Raw genomic sequence first — 11,866 nt, 5'->3', positions numbered from 1 at the left:
GTTTTTTGTGTAAAATGGATAATCAAATAGAAATAGGAGGAAGGATCTCATGATTGAAAAAAATCAAAGGATGGTTGAAGAGTTGATTTCTGAAATAGCTACTCTAAAAACAGATGAATCGATAACTGAACAGATTATTGAAATTCAAAAGAAGTTTGATTTAGATGATATCATCCAGATACTAACTCTGTTAAATAAAGTGAATAAAACTACATTGAAAAAAATTGTATCAATACAGGAACCAAAAGAAAGCTCAAAAACAAAGTCAGAAAAAAGTCTACCACAAAAGTTATATACAGTGGATGAAGTTCGCTATTTATTTAAAAATAAGTCTATTAATGAGATACTTCAAAGCTATACAAAAAAAGAATTAGAAAATATGTACGTAACAGTAGCTGAAAGAAACCCTCTGAGCAGTGATTCGAAAGCAAGAATCGCTAAAAGCGTGGAGCAGCATTTTAGAGCTGAAGCCAGAGGTCAGGCAATTTATAAAAATTATATTGCCCATTAGTCCTGACAATTAGCGAGAAAATATTCAGTATTAAAATGATGAAACAGCCGTCAAGCCTATACCAGGCTTGACGGCTGTTTTGTCTAAAATATAGTCACAAGACAGTCTCTGCTCTTTGATCCAGCAGCTTTCTAAACTTTAGCGGAGAGCAGCCCACACGCTGCTTAAAAACATGATGAAAGGTTTTAGGGCTGGTGAAGCCTGCTTTATCCGCGACCTCATTCATCGACAAGCTTTCTGTTGCCAGTATGTATTTTGCTTGGTTTAAGCGGTAATCGGTTAGATAGCTGGAAAATGACTGGCCAACGCTTTTCTTAAAAAAGCGGGAAAAGTAGCTGGGACTAAAGCCAATCTCTCCAGCAATCGATTCCAATGTTAATTCGCGGCTGTAATTTTTCTCAATATATTCAAACGCCAAATTTAATTGCTCCAAGGTCTCTTTACTGCGAAGTGATTTTTTTGATGTTGTCTTTTGTGCATGAACGATAGGCAAACTAAAAAAGAGACGATTGATTTGATAAAGTGCACCAACGATACCGTGCTGCCAGCCTTCTTCTGTTTTATTGAATTCCTCGAAAACCTGTAAAAACAGCTGAATAATTTCTTTGCGGGTTGCTGTCGGCCACTCATTGCTATGATTAGCAACTTGTTCATAGAGCTGAAAAAGAGAGCGTTCATTTGTTTGGCGGCTGGTATTTTCCTGAAAGATTTTCAAATCATACTGAAAAACAATACGCTCACTGTCAGGAGAAGCTAGAAAAAAATGAGGCTGGGCACTGGGGAAAAAGTAAAGCTCTCCTTCTTGTAATGTGATGATTTTTTCATCGGCGCCAAGGTTAACTGTTCCCTTGAGGCAATAGATAAATTCTATTTCTTTATGCCAATGGGGGTAGGTAATTTCCCAGCCGTAATTAATAAAGGTACGGAATAAAAGAGTGGAATCAAATTCCGGGATTTCTAAATATAGGCTCATAAGCACCTCCTGTTCTTAGTATAAACTAAATAAATTTAAATAGAACAAAATTCGGGAATTTTTTGACGGTTAAGAGGGAAGAATCTTTAAAATAGTTTGTTTATACTAGGTATATAAAAACAATAAAAGCGGTTACAGGAGGACTGGTTATGACTTTAAAAGTTGGAATTATTGGCTGTGGCGGAATTGCCAATGGCAAGCATATGCCTGCATTAGCGGAGATTGAGGGCGTAGAGATGACAGCATTTTGTGATCTTCAATTTGAGCGTGCTGAACAAGCAAAAACTGGATTTGGCTCCCCTTCAGCAGGTGTCTATACTGATTATAAAGAAATGCTGGAGAAAGAAGAACTGGATGTAGTTCATGTGTGTACTCCAAACAGCTCTCATGAAGAAATCACAATTGCTGCTCTGAAAGCGGACAATCATGTGATGTGTGAAAAACCGATGGCAAAGACTTCCGAGCAAGCACGTAATATGCTGGAAGCAGCTAAAAAAACAGGAAAAAAATTAACGATTGGTTATCAAAACCGCTTCCGTACGGATTCACGCTATCTTCAGGAAATTTGTCGGGAAGGGACCTTGGGAGATATTTATTTTGGGAAGGCTCACGCTATTCGCCGCAGGGCTGTTCCCACATGGGGCGTATTTCTTGATGAAGAAGCACAGGGGGGTGGACCATTGATTGATATCGGTACCCATGCGTTAGATTTGACCCTCTGGATGATGAATAACTACCAACCCAAATATGTAGTTGGTAAAGCCTACCATAAATTGGCTGAGACTAGAGATGCCGCTAATGCTTGGGGCGCATGGGATCCAGAGCAATTTTCAGTAGAAGATTCTGCTTTTGGCTTCATAACGATGGAAAACGGTGCAACAATCTTTTTAGAAGCCAGCTGGGCATTGAACTCTTTAGATGTAAAAGAAGCAAAAACGACACTTTGTGGTACTAAAGCTGGCGCAGATATGAATGACGGATTGACCATTAACGGAGAAGATCACAGCCTTTTGTATGAGAAGAAAATTGAGCTGCAGACCGGTGGCGTCGACTTTTATGACGGGACAGAGGATCGGCCGGAAGTCGCCGAGGCACGCTCGTGGATTGAAGCAATTCTGAATGATACGGAACCTGTGGTGAAACCAGAGGAAGCACTTGTGGTAACTGAAATTTTGGAAGCTATCTACGAATCATCGAAAACGGGTCAGCCTGTTTATTTATAAATAGGCGGTTCAGCTGATTCTCGTACTATATTTGTTGGATTAAGGAAAACATTTACCCGTAAGGCGATGAAATAACCAACTAAGTTAACAAAGAAAGGAATGTACAACTATGAAATTAGGTGTTTTTACTCCGTTGTTTAATCAATTAAGCTTTGAGGAAATGATTAAAAAGGTGGCTGACTATGGGTTAGAAACGGTAGAAATAGGAACAGGCGGCTCACCGGGAGCTGCTCATCTGGACATAGATAAACTGTTGGCCAGCAGTCAGGAGCGGAAAGAATATTTAACTAAACTAAAGGACAAAGGCTTAGAAATTTCTGCGTTGAGCTGTCATCATAACCCTATATCACCAGTAAAAGCAGTGGCAGTAGAAGCTGATGAGCTGTTGAGAAAAACCATCAAATTGGCTAGTCTAATGAACGTTCCAGTAGTAAACGGATTTTCCGGTGTCTCTGGGGGGAATCCGACAGATACGCAGGTAAACTGGCCCATTTTGCCTTGGCCAACGGAATATGACGATAATTATAATTATCAATGGGAAAAAAAACTGATCCCTTACTGGAAAGACATCAATCAGGAAGCGGAAACAGCGGGTATTAAAATCGGAATTGAGCTTCATGGAGGCTTTCTAGCTCATACTCCGTATACGATGTTGAAACTGCGTGATGCTGCTGGAAAAGCCATTGGCTGTAATTTAGATCCTAGTCATTTGTGGTGGCAGGGGATTGATCCGGTGGCAGCCATCAAGATTTTGGGTAAAGAAAAGGCAATTCATCATTTCCATGCAAAAGATACCTATTTGGATCAAGACAATATTAACATGTATGGCTTAACAGATATGCAGCCGTATAGTAGTGTGGCAACCCGTGCGTGGACGTTTCGTTCCGTAGGCTGTGGACACGATTTAAAAGTTTGGTCCGATATTATTTCAGCATTGCGGATTTATGGCTATGACTATGTATTGAGTATTGAACATGAAGATCCAATCATGTCTATCGATGAAGGATTGAGCCGGGCCGTAACAAATTTGAAATCGATTATGATTAAAGAACAGCCAACCGATTTGTGGTGGGCGTAAGGAGGGAGAAAATGACTGGGATAAAATTAGCAGTAATCGGTTATGGCGGTATGGGTTCCTATCATGTTGAAACAATTCTTAAAAATGAAACAGCAATTGAGGTTGTCGGCATATACGACATTTTAACGGATCGGAAAGAAGCTGCAGCAGAAAAAGGCTGGTACTGCTTTTCAGATCTCGAAGAATTGCTGGCTGATGAAGCTGTTGAAGCTGTCTTGATTGCTACACCGAATGACAGTCATAAAGATTTAGCGGTTACGGCTTTGAGGGCAGGAAAACATGTGGTTTGTGAAAAGCCGGTAACATTAAATGTTGCAGAGCTTGACGAGATATTATCTGTTGCTGAAGAAACTGGGAATACCTTTATGGTTCATCAAAATCGACGGTGGGACCCGGATTTTTTGATTATTCGTGAATTGTACAAAAAACAGCAGATTGGCGAGCTGTTTCAAATTGAATCACGGGTTCATGGCGGAAACGGGATTCCAGGTGATTGGCGCCATTTAAAGAAACATGGAGGAGGCATGGCTTTAGATTGGGGTGTCCATTTGTTTGACCAGCTTCTTTGGCTGATTGATAGTCCGATTAAAGCCTGCTACAGCGATTTGAGTTATATTCTTGGGGATGAGGTAGATGACGGGTTTATGGTGCATCTAATCTTTGAGAACGGTGTGCGGGCTCTTATAGAGGTAGGTACAACAAATTACGTGAATTTACCTCGCTGGTACGTTAAAGGAACCGCAGGAACAGCGAAAATCGAGGACTGGGATTTGTCTGGTGAGGTGATTCGGGCAACCGGTAAGGAGCAGCAGACGCCGAAGCCGATACAAGCTGGCGTGGGGCTGACTAAAACGATGGCCCCGCCTTCAAAAGAGGCAACTGAAGCTTTAACGATGCCGGAAGTTTTGGAGACATTCCCATCTTTTTATCAAAATTTTTATGAAGTAGTTCGCCAGGGGGCAGAGCCAATTGTAAAAAATGAAGAGGTACGCTATGTACTGGAATTAATTGAAAGTATTTTGTCCAAGGGTGAGCAGAGTAGCGTTGACAATTGTCGGGAAAAGCTGCTTAGAGACATAGACGCAGCGGAAATGAAACGAGAGACTTCGAAAGCGCTAGTATAAGTAAAAAGGAATGCTAGAGCGTGTCAAAAGTAAATTGAAAAGCACGATGCAGTCGTGGAACAAGTAGTTCTTTAAAAAGAGGAACAACTGAAGGGGAAAAATAAAGAAGCTGCACGAAACTATTGTTTTTTCGGATACAATGGTTTCGTGCAGCTTTATTTTATAGAGGAGTCATTATTTATACAAAGGGCTATAAAGAATCGATGTAGCTGTTAATGCGTTCACCGAATAGTGCCCAAATTATAATACTAAACATCGCCTTCATTCCTTTCTATAAAAATTTTTGGAAGTGTTTATTCCTCGCCGTCAACAGGGGCATCTGGGAAGCCCTCAAAAGGCCGGCGATGATCGCCGTGCTGATGGAATGAGCCGTGAGCAGGTCCAAACCCTGGAAAGCCTTTACCGCCAGGTCTGAAATCTTCCATCCCGTTTGGACCAAAACCACCGCGGTGGCCTCTAAAGCCACCGAAACCGCGCATATCTGGACGACGTCCTGCGTCTTCCGGCATCTCTGCTTCAACAGCAGCTGTCAGCTTGTCAATAATCGCTGTGAACTGCTCCTGTTCTTCTTCTGTTAGCACATCAAAAATAGTTTCTTCCTCAGCAGCATTCATTTTTTCTGCTTCCTCAGCACCGGCATCGGTGAGTTTCACTACCATTACCCGGCGATCCTCCGCAGCAGGTTCCCGAGTAACGAAGCCGGCTTTTTCCAGCTTATTCAGTAATTCTCCCAAGGATTGTGGGCGCATATCCAATAAAAAAGTCATTTCTTTTTGGGTAATTTCCGGTTGAAGCTTTAGAATGCTCAAAATCCGTCCCTGTCCTTTATGCGGATTGGCATGAGGTCCTTGTTCTCTACGTTTCCATCCAAAGTAGCGGTGCAGTAATCCTTCTAAGTATAGATATTTTTCTAAAAAATTCGATTCGTATTCAGTCATCGAGAATTCCTCCTAGTAGTATAAGTTATGTGTTTTAAGATACCTGTCAGGTACCTTATGAATTATATTATAAAGGTACCTTCGATAAAAGTCAAGTACCTTACTAATTTTAACTATGTGTTTCCAAGTGTATTAAGCAGCTCCTTGATACTGACTGTTGTAGATATCGCCATAAACACCATCTAATGCCTGGAGCTCTGCATGCGTGCCGGTTTCTACTACGTCTCCGTGATCCATGACAATAATTTCATCTGCATCATAAATCGTAGATAGTCGATGAGCGATAACAAAGCTGGTTCTTCCTTTCAACAGCTTGCGCATGGCTTTTTGAATCAACAGCTCTGTACGTGTATCGACATTTGATGTTGCCTCGTCGAGAATCAGAATCTCAGGATTAGAAAGGAAGGCACGGGCGATGGTAATCAGCTGCCGCTGGCCCTGAGAAATATTGCTGATTTCTTCATTCAAAACGGTTTGGTAGCCTTCCGGCAGCTTGCGGACAAAATCATCAACAAAAGCCGCTTGGGCTGCTTCATAAATTTGTTCGTCAGTTGCTCCCGGATTGCTGTAACGGATATTGTCATAAATCGTACCAGAAAACAGCCAGGTTTCCTGCAGCACCATACCGATTTTTTTATGCAGCTCTTCATGGCTCAGATTGCGGATATCTTTACCCTTGATGCGGATACTACCGTTGGATATTTCATAAAAGCGCTGCAGCAGATGAACGAGTGTTGTTTTTCCTGCACCCGTATGTCCGACAATGGCAACCATTTCACCCTTATCGACGGCTAGAGAGAAGTCCTTCATAACTAAGTGATCCGGAGTATAGCCGAACTGTACATGCTCAAAATGAACTTCTGCAGTATCCATTGGCTGATCTGGAAAAGCTTGCTGGTCATAAATAGCCCGTTCTTCTGCATCCATCACGGCGAAAACCCGTTCAGCGGAGGCAACGGTAGACAATAGTCCATTCCAAATTTGCGAAAACTGACTGATTGGCTGTGAGAATTGTGAAGAATATTGTAAGAATGCCTGCAAATTCCCGATTAAAATAGCACCAGCAGCGACCTGCCAGGCACCGGCCGAAGCGATGATAACATAAACAAAATTTTTCAAGAAAATCATCGCCGGCATCATGGAACCGCCGAAAAATTTAGATTTCCAGCCGGTTTCGTACATAGAATCATTTAATTTTTTGAAGTCTGCAATTGATTCCTGCTGATTACTGAAGCTTTTGATGACTTCGTGACCGTTAAAGGCTTCTTCAATCTGACCATTGAGTGAACCTTGTGTTTTGAGATAGGCCCGGAAATTTTTCTGTGTTCGAGGGGTTAGCACCTTAGCAACTAGGATGCTCGCCGGTAAAGTCAGACAAGCAACCAACGTTAGCTGCCAACTGATTGTTAACATCATCCAAATGGTCCCCGCGACTAAAATTACGCTGGCAATCAACTGTGTGATGCTTTGTTGAAGCATTGTAGCAATATTATCCATATCATTAGTCGCGATTGACATTAGATTGCCGTTGGAATGCTTGTCAAAGTAACCGCTGGATAGTGTATTGATTTTCCTTTTTAAATCGTTCCGCAGGCGCTGTGTTGTTTTTTGGGAAACAACGGTCATAGCTGTTGACTGCAGAAAATCTATGATGAATTTCCCAATATATAATGCAGTGACAGTTAATAAAATCTGGCTTAATCGTATAAATTGAATCTGGTTTCCAGCACTGACATTTGCAAAAATCAAAGTTGTCGCTTGTCCCAAAATTTGAGGACTAAGCACCTGCATAATGGTTCCGCTGACTGCAAGAACGACAACTAGCAGTAAGAGCCAGGTACTGCCTTTAACATAGCTCATGAGGCGTTTAATTGTCTGCCATGGTTTCTTTGGCTTCTCAATTAACCCTCCGGGTCTCATTCCGCCTCTACCCATTTCTTTTTTTGTCATTAGGCTGCCGCCCCTTTCTCTTCTGTTTGTGACTGCATAATTTCCTGATAAACAGGATTTCCAGCAGCTAGCTCCTCATGACTGCCATAGCCGACAACCTGACCTTCATTTAAAACCAAAATTCGAGTCGCGTGTTTAGCTGTTGCAATCCGCTGAGCAACAATTATTTTGACTGACTGCTGGAAGTTTTCTTTAAGCTTCTGCTGAATCAAAGCATCCGTCTTGAAATCCAGAGCAGAAAAAGAATCATCGAAGATATAAATGGCTGCTTCCTTTAGAAAAGCACGTGCTAGACAAAGCCGCTGCTTTTGTCCGCCGGAGAAGTTGTCGCCGTTTTTTTCTACAGGGGTATCTAATCCGCTTCCGGCACGAACAAAATCCGCTGCCTGTGCCTGTTCCAAAGCCTGCCACATCTGTTCATCTGTTGCATCATTTTTGGCAATCCGCAGATTTTCACGAATCGATCCAAAAAATAAGGTATTTCGTTGAGGGACCAAGCTGATTTTCTCTCGAAGCTGTTCTTCTTTTAAGTCTTTCAAGTCTTGTCCGGATAAACGAATTTGACCATTGTCTATTGGATAAAAGCGGGAAAGTAAATTTACTAGGGTTGTTTTTCCAGAGCCAGTGCTGCCGATAATTGCCAAACTTTCTCCTTGATCTACTGTTAAAGAAAGATGGTGGAAAACTTCTTTTTCGGCACCGCTATATTTGAATGAAACCTGGTCAAATACAAGGGTAGGTTCTTTAACTGCTGCTTGGATATTTTCTGTTCCATCTTTGATTGTTAACGGCAAATCCAAAATTTCATTAATGCGCCTAGCTGAAACCTGTCCTCGTGGAATAGAAGAAACGATATTTGTCAGTAAAGCAACACCCATCAAAATTTGAGTTGTATAAGCAGTTACACCAATCAATGTCCCGATTTCCATTGAGCCGCCATCAATAAGACCTGCACCCAGCCAGGTAATTGCAAGAGTCACAAGACTCATGATTAGTGACATGAACGGCATTAAGAAATTCAACACACTATTTGATTGAATCGAGACTTTTGTATAGCTGTTGTTCTCTGCTTCATAACGCTCATACTCTGCTTCCTCTTTATTGAAGGCATGGATAACCTTAATTCCGGTGACTCCTTCTTTAAAAATCCGGTTCAGATTATCAATACTTTTCTGCATTTTTTCAAAGAGTGGATTTGTAAAATGAAAAATTAGAAAAGCAATTCCCAAAAGAATTGGCACGACTAGCAGATAGGGAGCAGTTAGCGCTGCACTCAACCGAAAAGAAAGGTAAAGCCCGCCAACTAGATAAATGGGTGTTAAAATCAAAAACTTTAAGCCCATTTCCACCAAGTTTTGTACCTGAGTTACATCGTTGGTATTTCTGGTAATTAGGGAGGAGGCGCTAAAACGATCAAATTCTACATTGGAGAAAGCGATGATCTTTTTATAAATTGCCTCCCTTAAATCATTCCCTAATCGATAAGATACTTGTGCAGAAAGATAGGTATTTAAAAGTGCTGCAGCAAAGCTGGCTAGAGAAAAGCTCAGCATAATTCCGCCGATACGCAAGATGGCGTTCATATCTGAAGCAACCACGCCTTGGTTGATCATATTGGCAGTCAGTGTAGGGATGTACAAGTCGCAGCCAGCCTGGATTAATAAAAAGACAATAGCTACAACGGCCTTACTGATTGACATTTTTTTAATTATTTTAAGCATTGTTCTTCCTCCGTCATTTTCTATAAAACTTGAATTACTACAAATTTTCTTCTTTATTCGAATTTGATAAGGTACCTTACTCAAAAGAATATACAGGTACCTTCAGAAAAAGTCAAGTACCTTACTAAAAATATTTAGGTACCTTTCTAAAATTAGAGAAAGATTTAAAAATTAGAGCATTTTTTTTAAAATCATTTATGTATCTCTTCTGGCAGAGGATGTGATATTCTAATGGAGAAATAAAAAGGAAATTATCTAATTGAAAAAGGAATGAAGTCATGAAAGAAGTAGATGCGTACTTATTGAATGTAGATGATAAACGGCGTGAGGATTTTCTGCACTTGTTTAACGTTGTTAAAGAAAATATCCCTGAAGGATTTGAACTGGGATTCAGCTATGGAATGATTGGCTATGATGTTCCCTTGTCTGTGTATCCTGATGGTTATCTGAACAGAAAAGATGAACCAGTTCCTTTTATTGGTCTTGCCGCTCAGAAACGGCATATTGCCCTTTATCACATGGGAATCATGGGGAATAAACCACTGCTGGAATGGTTTCAAAAACGGTACGCAGAGGAAATGCCGACAAAACTGAATATGGGGAAAAGCTGTATTCGATTTACTAATTCAAAAAAAATCCCCTATGATTTAATCGGTGAACTAGTCACTAAAATGTCAATGGAGGAATGGATTGCTTCCTACGAAAAGTTTGTGACTAATAGAAATGGCTAAGGGAATAAATGCGTTTTTTCGATTGGCGGATTAATCCGCCAATCCAATATAGTAAAAGGGGATTCAGTGCAGATAAAACTGCACTAGCTAATTGACTCTATCAATTTTCCTTGCCTGAAATTATATGCGAGTAGAATCCACAGACATAATAGTATAATTATTGCCTCCAGCTTGGACTGAATGATAGAAAGTCTGATATGGAGGTATTTGTGGTTCCTAGACCTGAAAAGCTGCTTTTATTTTGTCAGTAAAGACTTGCTTTCCTTTTTATTTGGGCTATGATAGTAGTGAACTATTTATTTTTTAGAAATCGTAATTTCTTATTAGGAAATAATACAAATGGAGCTATTATCTGAAAAGTAAGTTATTCGAAAAAATATCATAGGATTAGGCAGGGTTTGTTAGTATGTTAAAAAATTCATTTTATCAGGAGTTAAGCGAAACAAACAAGTATATAATTAAATGTTGTTTTTTTATCTTTTTTATTAATGGTCTATATGCGATGATTTTCGGTTCAATTTTACCGCTGCTAAGTGATGCGTATGATTTAAGCGATACGGTCAGCGGGATGCTGATTTCCAGCCATCAGGCGGGAAATTTGTTGGCAGGGCTTGTAGCTGGAATATTACCTGTTTATCTAGGGCGTAAAAATGCGATTCTCTTTTTAAGCAGCTTTGTGGTTGTCGGTTTTTTACTGATTATTTTGACAGATCAATCATGGCTGTTGCTGCTGGCGTTCTTTTTTACAGGGATTAGCCGCGGCAGTATCTCTAATTTTAATAATAAGACAGTGAATGATGTTTCCAATAGTAGTCCGGCCGCCTTGAATTTTCTACACAGCTTGTTTGCGATAGGCGCATTACTGGCACCGTTTCTGGTGATTCTAACGACATCTTTGTTTGGGACCAAGGGCTGGAAAATTAGCTGTCTGATTATTATTCTACTGATTTTAGTTTCTCAGTGGATGTTTTCAAGGATGACTCTTGAAAATGATAAGCCGCAGGCTAAGACGGCTTCAAAAGCAAAAGGGTATGGTTTTTTCAAAGATAAATTATTTTGGAATACCGTTCTGATTCTTTTCTTTTATTTATGTGCAGAAGCCGCAATTACCGGCTGGCTGGTTAAATATTTTGTAGATGCTAATATCATGAATGTTCAACAGGGACAAATGCTGGCCTCTTTACTCTGGTTGGCTATTTTAGTTGGACGCTTGTTCTGTACCTTTTACGGAGACCGCTTGAAGCGCAGTCGTCTACTGTTGATGATTAGTATTGGCGCCAGCGTGTTTTATTTTCTATTGCTGTCCACACAAAATTATTATGTAATCATCTTGGCAATATTTGGTTTAGGGGCTTCTATGGGCGGAATCTATCCAACCGCAATGACCATTGCTGGTCCAGCGATACGCAAGTATCCAATGGCGATGGGCTGGCTGTTGATTATTGGCGGAGTCGGCGGCATTACAATGCCAATCGTTACGGGGATTTTATCAACAAACTATGGAATATTCGCTGGCATGGCGGCGATTATTGTAGCAATTGTCATTATGCTGGCAGGAGTTATTTTATATATTTTTCTCGGCGGTAAAGAAAAAATCTAGTTGAATATGATCTGAAG

The 11,866-nt window shown here is 40.6% G+C and carries 10 protein-coding genes; 6 read left to right on the top strand and 4 right to left on the bottom strand.

Features of this window, described 5'->3' with window-relative positions:
* The first annotated feature begins 49 nt into the window (after nucleotides 1-49).
* The gene (locus AC1Z3K_RS07025) at nucleotides 50-511 is read left to right on the top strand and encodes a hypothetical protein (protein WP_461732296.1); all 462 of its coding nucleotides are present in this window, start codon (nucleotides 50-52) and stop codon (nucleotides 509-511) included.
* 94 nt (nucleotides 512-605) lie between these two features.
* On the opposite strand, the gene AC1Z3K_RS07020 is transcribed toward AC1Z3K_RS07025, so the two are convergent.
* Nucleotides 606-1,484, bottom strand: coding sequence for an AraC family transcriptional regulator (locus AC1Z3K_RS07020; protein WP_426083722.1), 879 nt, complete (start codon nucleotides 1,482-1,484; stop codon nucleotides 606-608).
* A gap of 149 nt (nucleotides 1,485-1,633) precedes the next feature.
* Here AC1Z3K_RS07020 and AC1Z3K_RS07015 point away from each other — a divergent pair, with 149 nt between their 5' ends.
* From AC1Z3K_RS07015 to AC1Z3K_RS07005, 3 genes are all read left to right on the top strand, one after another.
* Nucleotides 1,634-2,707 carry a Gfo/Idh/MocA family protein gene (locus AC1Z3K_RS07015; RefSeq protein WP_461732295.1) on the top strand — a complete coding sequence of 358 codons (1,074 nt, stop codon included), beginning with the start codon at nucleotides 1,634-1,636 and terminating at the stop codon, nucleotides 2,705-2,707.
* 109 nt (nucleotides 2,708-2,816) lie between these two features.
* Nucleotides 2,817-3,785, top strand: coding sequence for a sugar phosphate isomerase/epimerase family protein (locus tag AC1Z3K_RS07010; RefSeq protein ID WP_461732294.1), 969 nt, complete (start codon nucleotides 2,817-2,819; stop codon nucleotides 3,783-3,785).
* Between the two features lie 11 nt (nucleotides 3,786-3,796).
* Nucleotides 3,797-4,909: a Gfo/Idh/MocA family protein gene (locus AC1Z3K_RS07005; RefSeq protein ID WP_461732293.1), complete on the top strand. Its 1,113-nt coding sequence runs from the start codon at nucleotides 3,797-3,799 to the stop codon at nucleotides 4,907-4,909.
* Between the two features lie 293 nt (nucleotides 4,910-5,202).
* Here the strand turns inward: AC1Z3K_RS07005 and AC1Z3K_RS07000 are convergent, their stop codons facing one another.
* The 3 genes from AC1Z3K_RS07000 to AC1Z3K_RS06990 all read right to left on the bottom strand — a co-directional run bounded on the left by AC1Z3K_RS07000 (nucleotide 5,203) and on the right by AC1Z3K_RS06990 (nucleotide 9,518).
* Nucleotides 5,203-5,847, bottom strand: coding sequence for a MarR family winged helix-turn-helix transcriptional regulator (locus AC1Z3K_RS07000; RefSeq protein ID WP_426083729.1), 645 nt, complete (start codon nucleotides 5,845-5,847; stop codon nucleotides 5,203-5,205).
* 132 nt (nucleotides 5,848-5,979) lie between these two features.
* Nucleotides 5,980-7,797 carry an ABC transporter ATP-binding protein gene (locus AC1Z3K_RS06995; RefSeq protein WP_461732292.1) on the bottom strand — a complete coding sequence of 606 codons (1,818 nt, stop codon included), beginning with the start codon at nucleotides 7,795-7,797 and terminating at the stop codon, nucleotides 5,980-5,982.
* Nucleotides 7,797-9,518, bottom strand: a complete 1,722-nt coding sequence (locus AC1Z3K_RS06990) for an ABC transporter ATP-binding protein (protein ID WP_426083733.1) — start codon at nucleotides 9,516-9,518, stop codon at nucleotides 7,797-7,799. The genes AC1Z3K_RS06995 and AC1Z3K_RS06990 overlap by 1 nt, the downstream gene beginning before the upstream one ends.
* 278 nt (nucleotides 9,519-9,796) lie before the next feature.
* On the opposite strand from AC1Z3K_RS06990, the gene AC1Z3K_RS06985 reads away from it, so the two are divergent.
* A complete protein-coding gene (locus AC1Z3K_RS06985) occupies nucleotides 9,797-10,249 on the top strand; it encodes a DUF1801 domain-containing protein (protein ID WP_426083735.1) in 453 nt (150 codons plus the stop codon).
* Nucleotides 10,250-10,655: 406 nt separating this feature from the next.
* Complete coding sequence (locus AC1Z3K_RS06980) at nucleotides 10,656-11,849, top strand: MFS transporter (protein WP_461732291.1); 1,194 nt, start codon at nucleotides 10,656-10,658, stop codon at nucleotides 11,847-11,849.
* The last annotated feature ends 17 nt before the right edge of the window (nucleotides 11,850-11,866 follow it).

It is taken from the genome of Enterococcus sp. LJL128, from assembly GCF_056924295.1.
Note: the sequence above shows the minus strand (reverse complement) of the source record. Positions and strands in the feature narration are given on the sequence as shown.

Coding starts and splice junctions, on each gene's coding strand:
- AC1Z3K_RS07005 (WP_461732293.1), top strand. CDS start 3,797: ATGACTGGGATAAAATTAGCAGTAATCGGTTATGGCGGTATGGGTTCC.
- AC1Z3K_RS06980 (WP_461732291.1), top strand. CDS start 10,656: ATGTTAAAAAATTCATTTTATCAGGAGTTAAGCGAAACAAACAAGTAT.
- AC1Z3K_RS07025 (WP_461732296.1), top strand. CDS start 50: ATGATTGAAAAAAATCAAAGGATGGTTGAAGAGTTGATTTCTGAAATA.
- AC1Z3K_RS07015 (WP_461732295.1), top strand. CDS start 1,634: ATGACTTTAAAAGTTGGAATTATTGGCTGTGGCGGAATTGCCAATGGC.
- AC1Z3K_RS06995 (WP_461732292.1), bottom strand. CDS start 7,797: ATGACAAAAAAAGAAATGGGTAGAGGCGGAATGAGACCCGGAGGGTTA.
- AC1Z3K_RS07010 (WP_461732294.1), top strand. CDS start 2,817: ATGAAATTAGGTGTTTTTACTCCGTTGTTTAATCAATTAAGCTTTGAG.
- AC1Z3K_RS07000 (WP_426083729.1), bottom strand. CDS start 5,847: ATGACTGAATACGAATCGAATTTTTTAGAAAAATATCTATACTTAGAA.
- AC1Z3K_RS06990 (WP_426083733.1), bottom strand. CDS start 9,518: ATGCTTAAAATAATTAAAAAAATGTCAATCAGTAAGGCCGTTGTAGCT.
- AC1Z3K_RS07020 (WP_426083722.1), bottom strand. CDS start 1,484: ATGAGCCTATATTTAGAAATCCCGGAATTTGATTCCACTCTTTTATTC.
- AC1Z3K_RS06985 (WP_426083735.1), top strand. CDS start 9,797: ATGAAAGAAGTAGATGCGTACTTATTGAATGTAGATGATAAACGGCGT.